This is a genomic window from Cytobacillus sp. FSL K6-0129 (genome assembly GCF_038007625.1).
Lineage (GTDB): Bacteria > Bacillota > Bacilli > Bacillales > Cytobacillaceae > Cytobacillus > Cytobacillus kochii.
Map to the genome: position 1 here is coordinate 3714443 of NZ_JBBOXM010000001.1, position 16237 is coordinate 3730679.

A 16237-nucleotide genomic window follows, 5' to 3' on the forward strand; every position below is an offset into this window, starting at 1 on the left:
TTACGATGTTATTAGAAAGAGCAGGGAAACGAAAAGAGCGCGCTAAACAAATATTGAAGGAGCTTTCTTTACTTGAAAGGTGGTCTCGAATAGGAGAAGTATATGTAGTGGGAGCCTATGCTTATGATTTAATGGTCGATTGTGATATTGATATCGAAGTCTTTTGTGATGAACCTAATGCCAATCAAGTGTTTAGTATGTTAGCGGAGATTGTTGACCACCCACAAGTAGTAGATATTAAATATCACAATTACCTGAATGAATCATTTAATGGTCTCTATTTTAAGATTTTATATAAGTATGATAATCTAGAAGTTTGGAAAATTGATATGTGGTTATTTCCAAAAAGTCATAAAGGACCTTTGTCTAGGGATCTTGTGAAGGAAATGCAATATTCGTTAACACATGAATCAAGAACACACATCCTATCAATAAAAGAGGAACTCTCTAAGAGAGAATTAACCTACCCTTCCATTTTTGTGTATCGAGCAGTCTTAGAAGATGGAATCATAAATAGTGAGCAATTTTACGATTGGTTAGCTGACCAAGATATAACGCGATGGACGCATTGGAAACCAGCAAGAAAAGGAGAGAAATATAGTGGAGATCAGAAAGCCAACTGAAAAAGAGGTAGAAAGTATTTTAAAGTTATCTGTTCAATCAGTGTATGAAGGTACATTAAACCGTTCTAAACCGGAAGAGCGTAAGCTGAGAGAGATGGTTGAATCTATAAGAAGTAACGGGGGAGAATATCTTGTTGCTGTAGAACATGAAGAAATAATGGGATGGGTGCTGCTTGGTGGAAAAAGAGACGAAATGACCGAGCAAGAAATTGGCTTCATTTATGAATTGTATGTGCAAGAAAACAATAGAGGAAAAGGAATGGGTCGGCAATTAATGATGGCAGCGATGAAGGAGCTAAGAAAACAACAGTTCAAAGAATTTCGATTAACAGCTTATCACGGTAACCCAGCCATTGGATTGTACGAGTCACTGGGATTCCAACCCAGAAATATTTCAATGGAATGGAAGCAATCATGATAATCTACGGTAAGTAAGATATTTTGTTTATTGAGACTCTCATCTGGGGAGTCTTTTTCTTGTCATAATAAGTTGGTGTGAAATATATAATGATGATAAAAAGATATCAAGCATATATTCTTTACAACCACCTATTGTTGTTTATTGCAACAACTGGTATACTTTCTTGGTTGGCATCTGGTATACCAGATGCAGATACCAAATTTTCAAAGGGGAGATTGTATGGTTTTTCAAAAGGTTGAACAACCACCTTCTTTTAAGGAACATGCCTATCGTGAAATAAAAAGAGCGATTATTCAACATGATATTGCACCAGGCTCAACAATTCATGAACGTACCTTGAGCGAAAGCCTAGGGATTAGCCGGACGCCTTTAAAGTTAGCACTTCAACAGTTAGAAATGGAAGGCTGGGTACAATCATTACCGAGAAAAGGGATTTCAGTGAAAGAGATAGAGCGTAAAGATGTCAATGAAGTATTTCAATTGCGAAAAGCGAATGAAGCGCTCGTCATTGAACTTTTAATCCCATTATTAAATCAGGAGATGCTACATAAACTAGAGGAAAAGGACCAGCAACTTTTTGAATTGAAAGAGGATCCAGTCGCATTTATGTATCATGATTCTGCTTTTCATTTATTTTTAGCAGAGTTAACAAATAATGAAAGATTGTATCAAATTATTCGTAATTTAATAGATTATGTGAATTGGTATGGGTTATATATATTAAATAAAAGAGTGAGTATCGAAACGGTTTATAATGAACATCAATTGATAATAGAAGGGTTAAGGTCAGGAGATATTGATCGCACAAAAACGGCTATGGTTAGACATCTTGATCATTTTTATTCTGAAATGATGGCCAATCTATCATCCTATTAATAGAAAGAAGGGCAGTTGCTCAGGAAAATAGAGCAGCGTGAATGATGAAAGTTTTATTGGTTATTTTACAAGTATGTATTTTATATATTTTTTCCTTTATAGGAATCTCTATTCAGCATTTTTTCTCATTAACCATACCAGGAAATATTATTGGTATGTTGTTATTATTTGTTTGTTTATGTTTTAACATTGTGCCCGTCAAAATGATAGAGAGCGGTGCGCAGTTTCTTCTTAGTATTCTGATGTTGTTTTTTATTCCAGCAACGGTGGGGGTCATGGATTACCCAGAATTACTATCTGTGCGCGGATTATTACTGATTATTGCGATATTGGTGAGTACAATAATTACAATGGCAGTATCCGGTAAAACAACCCAGTATTTTGCGAAAAAGACACAACAAAGAGAGGCGGATCAAGCATGCGAGACATCTTCTTCTCAATCTCTATGATTCTTCTCACTTTAGTTATCTATTTCGTTGTTTCATCGCTATATAAAAGGTATCCACTACCCATCTTGTTACCAATTTTGTCAGGTACAGTTCTAATGATTATCATTTTAGTAAGCTTAGGTATTTCATATGATAAATACATGGAAGGTGGGCAGTTCATTACATCATTATTAGGTCCGACCGTTGTTGCCCTAGCCTATCCATTATACAAACAACGTGATTTTTTGAAAAAATACCTTTTTACGATTATAGGTGGGGCGTTTATTGCAACTCTAACAGCGATGTTAAGTGTGGGTCTCCTTGGAAAGGCACTTCGTATTGATTCTGCACTAATCATTTCAATGCTACCAAAATCACTTACAACACCTGTCGCAATAGAAGTAGCTAAAGTGTTAGAAGGGAATGCTTCCATGGCAGTTGTCGGGGTAACGATTACGGGGATCTTCGGCGTAATAATTTCCCCCTATATTTTTAAATATTTGAGGATTTACACATCTATTGGTCGTGGAATTGCACTTGGCGGCACCTCGCATGCAATGGGTACGGCAAAAGCGGCTGAATATGATGAGCTCGCTTTTTCCATTAGCTCCATTACTATGTCTATATGTGCCATTATTGGTTCAATCATCGGACCACTCATCGTTTGGGTCTTGCAAATGTAAGCTTCTATTATAATAGAGGCTTTTTTTGTTTAACGAATTCATTCTGATTGTGTTAAATATATCTTAGACGAGGGATGAGATGCCTTTACTGTCAGTTAGGCTATTTATCAGTTCATTTATCGTATCAGTTTATACGCAAATTAAAGGGTTTTCAACGATCGCCAAGAATAGATACAGTACAGAGTCAATAAAGGAGGAAGCGATTTGCCACAAAAAACAGATGAGATTTTCTCACATCAGTTTCATCAAAACCCTTATGATTATTACAAAGAAATTAGACCACACCAGCCATTTACAAAGGTGAAGTTATTCAGTGGTATGGAGTCTTGGATGGCATTTAGTTATGAAGCGAGTGAAGCGGTGTTAAAAGATCCACGTTTTATAAAAGATATGAGAAAAGTCTATCCAGACGAAATAACAGATGAGAATATGCCACCGATTGCGAGTAGTATGTTATTTGTTGACCCGCCTGACCATAGAAGGTTACGCAATCTTGTCCAATATGGCTTTACGCCCAAAAAAATAAATGCGCTTAAAGGAAGAGTGGAAGAGATTGCTCTAGAACAAGCGGAACTAATGAAGGGAAAAGAGACGGTTGATTTTATAGAAGTGTATGCATTTCCGATTCCTATTCGTGTCATCTGTGAATTGATTGGTGTGCCTGAGGCAGATCAAATGGATTTTCAACGATGGTCACATGTGTTAGTAGATGTAATGGATCCCGAAGATCACGACGAAGCGATGGGCGAATTCATTGTTTACTTAGAAAATTTAATTGAACAAAAGAAACTTACTCCGCAGGCGGACTTACTTTCTGATTTAATTCGAGCGGAGGAGGATGGGGATAAATTATCGAAGCGTGAGCTAATCGGTGTCATCATGTTATTAATCGTAGCAGGGCATGAGACTACAGTAAATTTAATCGCCAACGGGTTACTCGCCTTATTGTCACATCCCGATCAGCTACAATTATTAAAAGAAAACCCTGACTTGATGCCACAGGCAATTGAAGAACTTTTACGATATAACGGGCCGGTTGAGTTCAGTACGGATCGTTGGGCGAGTGAGTCTTTTACCTTTATGGGCCAGGAAATTGCACAGGGTGATCATGTCATTGTTTCTCTTGCTTCAGCTGATCACGATCCGCAAGTTTTCTCAAATCCAGAGCAGTTAGATATTACAAGAGAGAAGAGCCCGCATATTGCCTTCGGAAAAGGAATTCATTATTGCTTAGGTGCACCATTGGCAAGATTAGAAGGGGACATCGCTTTACGTATATTATTGCAGATCTTTCCCAAAGTAAGCTTAGCTGTCCCCGAGTCTGAACTAGAGTGGAGACAAAGTATCATTATTCGTGGGTTAAAAACCATGTTTATTAACTTAAAATAAAAACTAAGAGGATAAACAAAATCTCTTTGTTCTTGGATGCTTTATGAATAAATCGCAAAAAATGACGTGTGAACAGGTGCACGTCATTTTCCTTTTTTATTCCTATTTTAGGTTTTCATTGTTCTTGATTTTATATTTAATGTAGGACAAACCACTAGTATAAGAACACCTAAATAATCTAAATGGTGCAGATCAATGAAAAGTTGAAAATGAATAGGAATATCATTGTAATTTCTTGTGAAGAAACAAGAATATGGTAATACTCTGCTAGCTACCTTCAATAGAAGAAATATTTATGTGTTACGCTATACTGTCTAACAATGGAGAAGGAAAATCAACAGAAACTGAAGTTTGGATTGGGAGTTACAATGTTTCTAAGTCATTAGCATTTAATGATTACTTAAAAGGTATTAACTTCATAAATATATTTCCTATAATTATTCCAGGAATTACACATAACATTGGTAACCAAACAGGTCCCAATAGTATACCGAAAATCGTGAAGTCTACCGAAAAAAGCAAACCAGCTGTAACAAAATAACCCGAAAACACAAATGGGATGAAAGAATATTTACTTCCTACACCAGATTCTTTATAAGCATCCCAAATCGCATAGAAATATAAACAAGGATAAAACATAAGCCAGTGATAATTTGTTTGTTCTATAGCCATAGGAATATCCCCTTTAAAACTATATATAATGGCTTCATTAAAGTGTGATTTAATGTTTATAAATATTTCTAGTATTAGAAAAACGGTGCCCTTAAATAGTTTTCCATTTAAATATTGACCAAGTCCTGGTAAAGCAATACTCCATAATATTTTCTCTAGTGGAGAATATTTCATACTGTTCCACCTTTACAAGCATTACTTCTTTTTCAAAGGATTTAAGTGCTGGAAAGTAATCTCTCTATATAATTGAGCTAATACCTTCATTTGACCAGCGACCGTTTTTTCCAGAAGCGGTTAAAGTTCCCTTACTTCTTTCGATTGTGCCACTTGACTAGAGATGAAGGTTTTTGCCGCCTTTCCTTTTTTAGCATCAGTTGTAAGACACTATGTCTTCGCCTCTTTATACAGTTTCATCACACGGAATTAATGTAATTTAATTATATGTGGATAATTGCAAAATACGATTTCATTAAGTCCAATTTGAACTGTAATACCCTAAATTTCGTATGATCTTGTTTCTCCTGCTTTGCAAAAAAAGTAACAACAAGTTAAATATTTCTTTAATGGATTTATCCACAACTATAGTCATCAGACTATCCATTAACTATATCTTTATTGTTTGATTCATATATGCTCCCCATATTTGTCCTTGTCTTTAGAGAAGTAAGTCTAAGATTATTATTCATATGATCACCTTAAATCTATCATTTTCAAACTCCCAATAAATTATGAGTTTAAGTTAATTATTACCTTTATCCTTTTTAAAACAGGGTTTTTACAATGCAATTGAATTTCCTTTTTATCCTTAATAACTTTGGCATCGAATATTACTTGGTGAATGGGACACCTTATGAGTAAAAACTGCGAGGAGTCAAAAATGAACAATACATCTAATGCAAAATTAACTTCTGCTGAGATTGCAGCATTATGGACACAGTATATGAACGAAACCGCAAGTATTTGTATTCACAAACATATGTTGGAACATATAGAGGATACTGAAATAAGAAGTGTATTTGAATATGCAATGGCCCTTAGCCACGAACATACACGAAAAATTAAAGAGTTCTTTAAGAGTGAAAGTTTTCCGATTCCCATTGGATTTTCTGACAATGATTACATACCAAATGTACCTCGCGTTTTCTCTGATGTTTTTTGTTTAAATTATTTAAACATTATGTCCATACATGGTTGTAATGGGTATAGTGGTGCAATAACTACATGTACTAGAGTAGATGTTCGAAATTATTTTAGTGAATGTATAACTACTTCGGTGGAATTGTGTAACCAAACGAAAAACTTACTTTTAGAAAAAGGTTTGTATTTGCGTCCCCCTGTGATTACCCCTCCAGATAGAGCAGAATACATAGATGATAAAAGTTATTTAACGGGATGGTTGGGAGAAAAAAGGCCATTAAGCTGCATTGAAATAGCAGATATTTATTTTAATTTAAAGAAAAGCATATTTGCTAAGGCGTTTGTAGTTTTTGCTCATCAAGTTGCAAAATCAAAAGATGTAAAAAAATTATTAAAGAAAGCTGTAAAGACAAAAGAGAAGCATGTAAGGACGTTTTTTGAAGTTTTTCTAGCAGAAAACCTCCCGAATCCGTCTATTTTTGATGCTGAAATTACAGATTCGACGAACTCACCATTCTCTGAAAAACTCATCATGTTCCAAGTAGGATTTTTATTTTCAACAGCAATGGTGTATTACGGGACCGGTTGGGCTACTTCACCAAGACGAGATTTATCACCAAAATACATGAAAGCAATTGCAGATGATTTAGATATTGGTAATGAATGGATTAATCTAATGATTAAGAATCGTTGGATCGAACAACCCCCATTGTCTGAAGATAGAAGTAAATTAGCAGAACAAAAAAATGAATAGCTACCAATAGGTGGCTTTTTCTTCTTAATACTAATAGGAAGGCAAATAAAAAAAGAGCTAAGAAGCTCTTTTTTTATTCCCAATGACTTGCATGCTCTTGAACGATTTCCATCATGCACTTTATCGATGGAGAAATCCATTTATCTTTATGATGCGTCATATAAGTTGAAATCGACGATTGCTTATTAGATACATTTTCCCCCTTAAACACCCCATTTTTCAATTCCTCTTTCACTGAGAACAAAGGCACTAATGATATGCCTAACCCATGTTTAACACAATGCTTAATGGCTTCAATGCTCTGAAACTCTAAACTAGCTTCAATATCTAACTGGTTTAATTTTATATACTCATCAAAAACAGACTTGTAACTACATCGTAAATCAGAATACAATGCGGTTCTGGAGAAGTCTTTTTCATTGGGGCTAATTAATACCATTTTCTCTCTAATCAATTCCTTAATAAATAAATCTTCTTTTATCCAATCTTCTTTTTCCAAAATGAGTGCTAAATCAATATCTCCGCTTTGTAGACTCTTAGTAACATCATAGTTCTCTAATGATTTAACATGTAAATTAACCTTTGGATATCTCTGTTTAAATTCAAGTAGAATAAGTGGAATTCGACAGATGGTCAACGATTCCGATATACCAATGGTTAGTTGACCCTGTGGTTCTTTATCTATATTTAAAGATTGATTGTAAAGTTCAATAATTTGGGTAGCATATGGATAGAATTGTTTTCCAAAATGCGTTAAAACTACCTTTTTTCCTAATCGGTCGAACAAAGGATTGTCTAACTCTTTTTCAAGCTCTTTAATGTGTGTTGTAATAGAGGATTGTGAATAGCCTAGGTGTTGGGCTGTTCTATTAAAACTACCTTTTTCTACTATAGTTTTAAATGTAATTAATTGACGTAGCTCCATATTTATACCCCTTATTGGTTCAATATTATTGAATGTTTAATTTTAATATATTCATTTTACTAAACTACATACTTCATTTAAGCTATTTACTAAGAAGTTGTCAATTATCAAATCAACAGGAGGGATCTTAAGATGGATAAAAATATTTTGTTTCAATCATTCAACATCAACAATACAGAACTTAAAAATAGAGTAGCGGTTGCACCTATGACGCGAATTAGTGCAGACCAAGAAGGTTTCATTACAGACAGAATGATTAAATACTACCGTTCTTTTGCAGAGGGTGGCTTTGGGCTAATTATTACGGAAGGCACATATATAGATGACGAGAACAGTCAAACGTATCAGTTTCAACCGGGAATTGCATTGGATGGACAAGCGAAAGAATGGAAGAAAATTGTTGATGCTGTTCATTCAGAAGGTGGAAAGATCTTTATGCAATTGCAACATACCGGACCACTTTCCCAAGGAAATCGATTTACTGAAGAAACCATAGCGCCATCTGCTGTTCAACCGAAAGGAGAGCAATTAAAATTCTATCTTGGAGAAGGTCCATTTAAACGGCCAAGAACCATTACAAAAGAGGAAATGGTAGATGTTAAATACAGCTTTGTAGAGGCGGCAAAAAAAGCAAAATCTGCTGGTTTTGATGGTGTAGAATTGCATGGTGCAAACGGATATTTATTAGATGCTTTTTTAACAGAGTACACGAACGTTCGGACAGATGAATATGGGGGGAGCACCGAAAATAGAGTACGGTTTCTTGTTGAAGTTGCCAACGCTGTAACGGAAGCCGTTGCGGATGAGCAGTTTATTGTTGGGATGAGAATTTCACAATCACAAGTCAATGACTACTTTTATAAGTGGTCAGGCAAAGAAGTAGATGCAGAGATCATTTTTAGTGCATTAGGTAAGTCAGGATTAAATTATATTCACGTAACAGAATTTGAAGCTTGGCAACCTGCCTTCGAAGGTAGTGAGACTTCTCTTGTATCTCTTGCAAAAAAATACAGCAAATTACCGATAATCGCCAATGGACAACTCGAAAATGTAGATCGAGCAATTGAAATGTTAACCGATGGAGGTGCCGATCTAGTAGCTCTCGGTAAAGGAGCCTTAGCTGATCATGATTGGGTTAAAAAAGTTCAGCAAGGTGAAGTACTTTCTACATTTAATGCCGAAGCAACACTTCATCCCATAGCCAATATAAAGGATTTTGAAATAGAATAATACTAACTTGATCAATGATCACGTTTGGGCTATATAACTAATAAGGCTTTAATTTAAGAAGAGACAAAAGTATAACAAAGAAAACTTACAAATTTAGGCGGGTTTTCTTTGTTATATTGATAGAAAAGTCTAAAAGGCTGTCATTTTGATGTATTTATATATAAATTTAAAACCAGTATCTTTATGTCTTTATCTGTCCTTTATTAAAATCTTTAGGGACTTTTAGTGAGCTTGTATCCACTCGCAATATAGACAGAACGTCCATTAACAGTGCATTTGAGAGGAATTCATTTCTATTTTGTTTGTTATAACAATACTTTCTCTGGGGGTTGTAAAATTTGTATCATTTACTTATCGAATGTATAGGTTGAAAATTTGCACTATCTAATTGCCTCACATTACATAGTGAAGAAGCTTGCAAGAAGTTTGGTCAAACAGGTAACTCTCAAATAAATGAAAGCCATCTTTCCATTATGAGCGTCCAATTTCATTATTTACGGTTTTAATACTACCTTTATACATTGATCTTCGTGGTTATTAAAAATCTGGTATCCATGACTGGCATCTGCTAAAGAGATTTTATGTGTGATAATCTCTTTAGGATTAAGCTTTTCTTCTTGTATCATTTGATAAAGTTCTGGCATCAGATGAATGACAGGAGCTTGCCCCATTTTAAGCTGTATATTTCTGACCCAAAATGGACCAAGTGGGAATGCGTTATAATTGCCTCCATATACGCCAGTCAATTGAACTGTTCCGAATTTCCTTACGGCTTTTGTGGCAATTTGGATGGGTCCTAAAGTGCCGCCTTGTAATTTAAGTTTCTGTTCAAGAAATTCTACTGGAGATTTTTTTCCGTCCATTCCAACGCAATCGATGACAACATCCGCACCACCATTGGTGATTTCTTTCAAATGCTCCCCCATATCAGGATACTTTGTAAATTCAAATGTTTCTACTTTGTTCATTTTTTTTGCATGATTCATTCGATAGTCCAAATAATCGATTGCAATTACTCTTTTGGCTCCCATCATCCAGGCAAATTTTTGAGTCATTAGCCCAACTGGTCCGCAACCAAGAACGATTACTGTATCTCCTTTTTTTACTCCAGAGTGAAGTACACTCCAATAGGCAGTAGGTAATACGTCAGATAAAAAAAGCAGAGATTCATCTTCTAATTCACAATCTTTAGGCACAATAAAAGGGGTGAAATTTCCAAATGGTACTCTCAAATATTCTGCTTGTCCTCCAGGATAGTTACCGAATTTCTCTGCATAGCCAAAGTATCCACCTGAATCATAATGAGGGTTAGAATGATCGCATTGGCTTTCCATTTGGTGTTCGCAGTAGAAACAATGTCCACATGATACGTTAAAGGGGATAACAACCCGATCGCCTTTTTTAACCCTTGTCACATCTGGACCTACTTCTTCTACGATTCCCATTGGTTCGTGACCAATGATATAGCCTTCCGGTAGTGGCATATTTCCTTGATATAAGTGAAGGTCTGATCCACAAATAGCCGTTGAAGTTATTTTTACAATAAGATCGTCTTTCTTCTCTATCTTTGGATCGGCTACCTTTGTTACTGCTACTTTTTTAGGTCCCTGGTATGTGACAGCTTTCATGGTTATCACCTCTATATGTTTTAATGTTTATTCTTTCAAATGTGGAGGCTATTATGCAAAAAAACGCCTTATTCGGCGTTTTTGTTCGTTTCTATTTTTTCTTTAGGGTCATGATGTTTAAACTCGATTAATTCAACTTTAGAACCTGCCACAGCTTGCTGGCTAAATACTTTGTTGTTATCAAGTGGTGTGACACCAAAGCTGATTTTATCAATACCAGTGGGTTCCGTTTGATTACCTTCGTAAGTATTGACGATGAAAGTTAATATATAGGGGTGACTCAGTTTATTTTCTTCTTTAGATTGTACGATTTTTACCAGTGCATGAGGGTGCTGACCTTTTGTATGATACTGCACCTTCATGGAATCGTTTTTGTAATAGTTGCTGACGGCTTTATTTATTTCTTCATCAAATTGGTCGAATAGAAATTGGTTAAATGCCTCATGCATCCCGTGCATTTTATGACTACGGTGTTTATGGTGGCCCTCGGCATTCGCTATAGGAGTCATGACACTAATTGCAAGTAAAACAATGGACATAAACGTTAGGATTTTTTTCATCATATTACCTCCTTTTTATTAAAATTTGTATATATATCCTTTTTTATACATATATTTTTCCATAAAAAAAGTGTCCTCATTTTGCAATGAGGACACTTTTTTAAAAAAATTAAGCTAATACATTTGTTAATGGTGGTACGATTTGTTTCTTACGAGAAACAACACCTTTTAGTAGAGCTTGATTATCTACTAGAATGACTTCAAATGCTTGTTCCACAGCTTTTACTTGAGATCCAAGAGCAATAGCCATTGAATCATTGTTAAGTATATCTGTTAATACAAATAGGAATAAATCTAATTCTTTATCAACAATCGCTGTCATCATTGCGGCTTCTATTTCCGTTTTACGTTTAAGGACATCGTCTAAATCGACAGCGTTTACTTGAGCGATATAAGCTTTGTGTTCACCTAATTGAAATTCTTTCGCATCAAGTGTGATCAATTGATCCACAGTTTTTTCACTTAAGTCTGCACCGGCTTTAAGCATTTCCAAACCATATACTTGTGGGTTGACACCAGCAATTTCAGCCAACTCTTGAGCGGCTTTTACATCTTGTTCTGTGCATGTCGGTGATTTGAAAAGTAAAGAGTCAGAAATGATAGCTGAAAGCATCAAACCAGCAATTTCTTTTTTAATCTCTATACCATTCTCTTTATAGATTTTGTTTAAAATGGTTGCTGTACACCCGACTGGTTCTGCACGGTAGTATAGAGGATCGCTTGTTTCAAAGTTGGCAATACGATGATGGTCAATGACTTCAAGAATTTGGACATCACGAATATCATCTGCACTTTGTTGAAATTCGTTATGGTCAACGAGAATGACTTCCTTTACATCGCTAGCTACTTTTTCTACATAGCGCGGTGCCGCTTGCTTGAAATAGTCTAATGCGTATTGTGTTTCTCCGTTAATTTCGCCAAGGCGAACTGGTTCTGCATCCATACCTAATTCTTTTTTGAGGTCTGCATAGGCAATTGCAGAGCAAATCGTATCAGTATCTGGGTTTTTATGACCGAAAATATATACTTTTGACATCGTTCGTCTCCTTGATTAAAAGATTATTCATTGCTATTTTAACATAAATTTTAGCAGTAATCATGGCAAGAACACAATACATTCATGTTTAATTCGGAGAAAAGAAATGGAAGGAAGAGAGGGGGAGTTTTTAGTATTTGCTAAACCCTTTACTGCTCAGTGAAAGAGGAGTAGACTTTTCGTAATGAATTGTCCTTTGTTGGCAATAGAGAGGTATTGCCCTCCTCGGTGGTAAGTGAGGAAGTGGCAAATGAAAGGATGCGGATCTCTTAAAGGAATCTCAAGTCGCAAAAGAAGTAATCACTGACTTCAGGGAAAGAAGTACAATTGAGATAGTTACTGAAAGAAGAACCGTCCCTCTTGAACAAAGTAGAGTAACCAATTCAACAATAAAACTGCTATTATTTATTGCAAAATACTATAATCAACAAGCACGAAGGAGGAAATGACCATGGCCATTGCAATTATTTCAGATATTCATGGTAATTTGACAGCTTTAGAAGCGGTCCTACATCACATAAAAGAAAGAAAAATAGATAAGATTTTTTGCTTAGGTGATTTAATTGGTAAGGGTCCGAGTGGTTTAGAGGTAGTACATAAAGTAAGAGAAACATGTGATGTGGTACTGCAAGGGAATTGGGATGATTTTATTATAAAGCCAATTGATAGTGAAGAAATCGAGTGGCATCAGAAGCAGCTTGAGGGAGAAGCTATGGACTATTTACAGAGCTTACCCTTCCATTATGATTTTTATATGAGTGGAAAATATATACGACTTTATCATGCTTCAGCAAAAAGTGTTTATCATAGAGTCATCCCAATGAAGGCAACGACCAAAGAGAAAAATGAGATGTTTGAAATAAGTGAATGGATAAAGCCGCTTGAACAAGAGAGGAAGCCTGATGTAATTGGATTCGGAGACATTCATGCTGCGCTCATTGAACCAATTCAACCGCAAAGAACATTATTTAATTGTGGCAGTGTCGGTAATTCATTAGATATTCCACAGGCAACTTTTGCGATTATGCATGGGAATTATCAATCTAAACAAGAAGGTCCCTTCTCAATTGAAATAGTGAGAATTCCTTATGATATTGAAAGAGAAATACATCAAGCTGAAATAATGGGGATGCCCAATGTTTCAGCCTATGCTCTCGAGCTACGTGAAGCGAGATATCGAGGAGCACCAACAAAATAATGAAGGGAGCGATACAGTGGAATATCGGGGATCATCCGTTTATGAAAATGATGAATTTTTACAAAATTATTTGAAAAGAAGAATGCGTAAAGAAAGCCCTAATGAAATGATAGAAAAACCAGCTTTTTTGAATTTACTAGGTGACATGAGCAATAAAGATGTGCTTGAACTTGGATGTGGTGCTGCCACTTTAGCAAAAGAGTTGGCACCCTTACTCGGGTCCTATACAGGGATTGATGGTTCGCAAAAAATGTTAGAATTGGCTCTGAAAAACCTCGCAGGCATTCCTAATGTGAAATTAACTCATGCTAGTTTAGAAACATATGACTTTAAAAAAGAAACTTATGATTGTATCTTTTCACAATTAACGCTTCACTATCTTGAAGATTTCAAACAAATTTGCGAGAATATTTATAACAGTTTGCGAACGGGTGGCGAATTTGTCTTTAGTGTACAGCATCCGGTCCTTACAAGTGCTTTCATTAGCGGTGGGGGTAAGCGAGAAAATTGGGTAGTGGATGACTACTTTCTAATTGGTGAGCGGGTAGAGCCGTGGATTGATGAAAAAGTTGTGAAGTATCATCGGACGATCGAACAGTATTTTAAAATATTGCAAGATTGCCAATTTAATATTATGAATCTTAGTGAAGCTACACCAATTCAATCATCATTCTCTTCAGAAAAAGAGTGGAAAAGACGCCAAAGGATCCCACTATTCCTACTCTTCGCATGTGAAAAAAGCCGCAAATGAGTTTAACAAAAGGAGATAGACAGATGAATATTGAGGTTCCAGCCGTTTTCCCTGTTTCATATCAAGCATTAGAACAAGAAGCAAAAAAACTCATGTCTAAGGGAGCATATGGATACGTCCGCTCGGCAGCAAGTAATGAGGAAACATTACGAAAGAATACAACAGCCTTCGAAAAATGGTCAATACTACCTCGAATGCTTAGAAATGTAGCAGATATAGATATGAGTGTGACATTAGGAGAGCATACTTATCCATACCCCATTTTTATTGCCCCAGTCGGCATGCAAAAATTGACACATGAAGAAGGTGAGTTGGCAACTGCTAGAGCGGCGAAAACAATCGGAGTTCCTTTTATCCAGAGTACAGTCTCTAGCTACTCGATTGAGGAGGTCAAAGCGGCAACAGTAGATAGTCCAAAGTGGTTCCAGCTTTATTGGTCGAGGAATGAACAGGTTTCATTCAGTATGGTAGAGAGAGCTGAAAGAGCAGGTTATGAAGCGATTGTCGTTACTGTTGATACAATCATGACAGGCTGGAGAGAAACGGATATCGCTACACAATTTTCTCCGCTAAAAGAGGGCTACGGTAAAGCAAATTACGAATCAGATCCAGCCTTTATGCATGCGCTTGGTGAGAAGACTGACCATGAATCTATGATTCAATCTGTTTTAGATAATATTCATTATCCTGAAATGAATTGGTCGCATATTGCAGCATTAGCAAAAAGAACGTCCTTACCTATCTATATTAAAGGTATCCTTCATCCAGAAGATGTACAATGTGCAATAGAGGCAGGCGCATCAGGGCTAATTGTTTCTAATCATGGTGGCAGGCAATTAGATGGAACAGTTGCTGCGCTAGATGCATTGCCTGCGGTTGTTAAAGCAGCTAATCAAAAAGTGCCAGTAGTATTTGATAGTGGTATTCGCCGTGGGACGGATATAGTAAAGGCATTGGCACTAGGCGCAGCAGCTGTATGTATTGGTCGACCATTTGTATATGGTTTAGGTATAGACGGCCAAGTAGGGGTTGAAAAAGTATTAGAAAACTTAATAGAAGAAACGAGAATTACCATGTCCCTAGCTGGCATTGCAAGAGTGAAAGACTTAAATCAGTTAAAATTGATAAGAGAATAATTTTAACCGTGCACTCAGCTCAAATCCAGCTGATTGATATAACTTGATCGCCTGATGATTATCAAGCGATACACATAATGTGATTTTATCTATGTTTTCAAACTGGAAGAGTGTTTCGAGTGCAGCCTCAATGAGCTGTCGCCCTCTTCCTTTTTTTCTTGCTTTAGGACATACAGCAAGGAATTCAATCTGCCCTTCACCAAAGTGTGGTGCAGCTTCGAGATATACATAGCCCTGTAATTGGCCATTTTCTGTCAATAGAAGCAGTTTATGATGCTGATCCAACAGTTTTAGTATCTCTTCGCCTGACAAATAAGTTTGTGGAAAAGTTGCTTCGTGTAGTAGCAGAAAATCGTTGCGATATTGCTCATGATAGCTGTGACAGATGTTTTGGAAAATCCCTCGCTTTGCTGCGAGTATGGCGTGATTTCCTTGGTGAGTGGCATTGATTGATTGTAAAAAATGTAAGGTACTATTATTCTTTTCGTTCACAAAAAACGATAATTGCTGTAGCTTATTTTCATAGGAGTTTACAACTTGGTTCCACAAATCTTTTTTTACCTCATGATTCTTGGCAAAGGGACCCCATACTTCGGCACTCCGGTCAGCTTCATCAATATCTAATCCTATTGCAGCTTCAATTTCACCCTCATATTCATAAGTGATAAAATAAGGCTTTATTTCTTGTATATCATGCAGAATGTCCTCTTCCTTTTCTCCACAATAGCCGATATGATGCTTGTCTAATTGATTTAAATCAGCGATGAACTTGGCTAACTGTTTAGTCATA

General features: G+C 36.2%; 18 protein-coding genes. 12 read left to right on the plus strand and 6 right to left on the minus strand.

What is annotated here, in order from left to right; genetic code table 11:
* Window positions 1–5 precede the first annotated feature (5 nt).
* From MHI57_RS18805 to MHI57_RS18835, 7 genes are all read left to right on the plus strand, one after another.
* A complete protein-coding gene (locus tag MHI57_RS18805; RefSeq protein ID WP_095370675.1) occupies window positions 6–623 on the plus strand; it encodes a nucleotidyltransferase domain-containing protein in 618 nt (205 codons plus the stop codon).
* Window positions 601–1041: a GNAT family N-acetyltransferase gene (locus MHI57_RS18810; protein WP_095370674.1), complete on the plus strand. Its 441-nt coding sequence runs from the start codon at window positions 601–603 to the stop codon at window positions 1039–1041. Before MHI57_RS18805 ends, MHI57_RS18810 begins: the two co-directional genes overlap by 23 nt.
* A gap of 89 nt (window positions 1042–1130) precedes the next feature.
* Complete coding sequence (locus MHI57_RS18815; RefSeq protein ID WP_180317016.1) at window positions 1131–1283, plus strand: hypothetical protein; 153 nt, start codon at window positions 1131–1133, stop codon at window positions 1281–1283.
* Complete coding sequence (locus MHI57_RS18820; protein ID WP_180317015.1) at window positions 1264–1920, plus strand: GntR family transcriptional regulator; 657 nt, start codon at window positions 1264–1266, stop codon at window positions 1918–1920. Before MHI57_RS18815 ends, MHI57_RS18820 begins: the two co-directional genes overlap by 20 nt.
* 41 nt (window positions 1921–1961) lie before the next feature.
* Entirely contained in the window at window positions 1962–2369 is a 408-nt protein-coding gene (locus MHI57_RS18825; RefSeq protein WP_233435314.1) for a CidA/LrgA family protein, read from the plus strand.
* Window positions 2339–3031: an LrgB family protein gene (locus MHI57_RS18830; protein WP_095370672.1), complete on the plus strand. Its 693-nt coding sequence runs from the start codon at window positions 2339–2341 to the stop codon at window positions 3029–3031. Before MHI57_RS18825 ends, MHI57_RS18830 begins: the two co-directional genes overlap by 31 nt.
* Window positions 3032–3235: 204 nt before the next feature.
* A complete protein-coding gene (locus MHI57_RS18835; RefSeq protein WP_095370671.1) occupies window positions 3236–4420 on the plus strand; it encodes a cytochrome P450 family protein in 1185 nt (394 codons plus the stop codon).
* 396 nt (window positions 4421–4816) lie between these two features.
* Here MHI57_RS18835 and MHI57_RS18840 read toward each other — a convergent pair whose 3' ends face one another.
* Entirely contained in the window at window positions 4817–5266 is a 450-nt protein-coding gene (locus tag MHI57_RS18840) for a hypothetical protein (protein ID WP_095370670.1), read from the minus strand.
* Between the two features lie 703 nt (window positions 5267–5969).
* Here MHI57_RS18840 and MHI57_RS18845 point away from each other — a divergent pair.
* Window positions 5970–6983: a DUF3231 family protein gene (locus MHI57_RS18845; RefSeq protein WP_180317014.1), complete on the plus strand. Its 1014-nt coding sequence runs from the start codon at window positions 5970–5972 to the stop codon at window positions 6981–6983.
* 73 nt (window positions 6984–7056) lie between these two features.
* Here MHI57_RS18845 and MHI57_RS18850 read toward each other — a convergent pair whose 3' ends face one another.
* Window positions 7057–7908, minus strand: a complete 852-nt coding sequence (locus MHI57_RS18850) for a LysR family transcriptional regulator (protein WP_328198879.1) — start codon at window positions 7906–7908, stop codon at window positions 7057–7059.
* Between the two features lie 132 nt (window positions 7909–8040).
* Between MHI57_RS18850 and MHI57_RS18855 the strand changes: the two genes are divergently transcribed.
* A complete protein-coding gene (locus MHI57_RS18855) occupies window positions 8041–9138 on the plus strand; it encodes an NADH:flavin oxidoreductase (RefSeq protein WP_340977749.1) in 1098 nt (365 codons plus the stop codon).
* 494 nt (window positions 9139–9632) lie between these two features.
* Here the strand turns inward: MHI57_RS18855 and MHI57_RS18860 are convergent, their stop codons facing one another.
* From MHI57_RS18860 to MHI57_RS18870, 3 genes are all read right to left on the minus strand, one after another.
* Window positions 9633–10766 (minus strand): zinc-dependent alcohol dehydrogenase, encoded by a 1134-nt coding sequence (locus MHI57_RS18860; protein WP_340977751.1) that lies wholly within the window; start codon window positions 10764–10766, stop codon window positions 9633–9635.
* Window positions 10767–10834: 68 nt separating this feature from the next.
* Window positions 10835–11326 carry a DUF3888 domain-containing protein gene (locus MHI57_RS18865; protein ID WP_340977753.1) on the minus strand — a complete coding sequence of 164 codons (492 nt, stop codon included), beginning with the start codon at window positions 11324–11326 and terminating at the stop codon, window positions 10835–10837.
* Between the two features lie 109 nt (window positions 11327–11435).
* Window positions 11436–12362: a manganese-dependent inorganic pyrophosphatase gene (locus MHI57_RS18870; RefSeq protein WP_095370662.1), complete on the minus strand. Its 927-nt coding sequence runs from the start codon at window positions 12360–12362 to the stop codon at window positions 11436–11438.
* Between the two features lie 451 nt (window positions 12363–12813).
* Between MHI57_RS18870 and MHI57_RS18875 the strand changes: the two genes are divergently transcribed.
* From MHI57_RS18875 to MHI57_RS18885, 3 genes are read left to right on the plus strand one after another with little or no spacing between them, the layout of a single operon-like run.
* Window positions 12814–13560 carry a metallophosphoesterase family protein gene (locus tag MHI57_RS18875; RefSeq protein ID WP_340977756.1) on the plus strand — a complete coding sequence of 249 codons (747 nt, stop codon included), beginning with the start codon at window positions 12814–12816 and terminating at the stop codon, window positions 13558–13560.
* 16 nt (window positions 13561–13576) lie between these two features.
* A complete protein-coding gene (locus tag MHI57_RS18880; RefSeq protein ID WP_328198911.1) occupies window positions 13577–14311 on the plus strand; it encodes a class I SAM-dependent DNA methyltransferase in 735 nt (244 codons plus the stop codon).
* Between the two features lie 23 nt (window positions 14312–14334).
* Window positions 14335–15447, plus strand: a complete 1113-nt coding sequence (locus tag MHI57_RS18885) for an alpha-hydroxy-acid oxidizing protein (RefSeq protein WP_233435313.1) — start codon at window positions 14335–14337, stop codon at window positions 15445–15447.
* Here MHI57_RS18885 and MHI57_RS18890 read toward each other — a convergent pair.
* Window positions 15427–16236: a GNAT family N-acetyltransferase gene (locus MHI57_RS18890; RefSeq protein WP_095370659.1), complete on the minus strand. Its 810-nt coding sequence runs from the start codon at window positions 16234–16236 to the stop codon at window positions 15427–15429. The two genes, MHI57_RS18885 and MHI57_RS18890, sit on opposite strands and share 21 nt — an antisense overlap.
* Window position 16237: the final 1 nt, after the last annotated feature.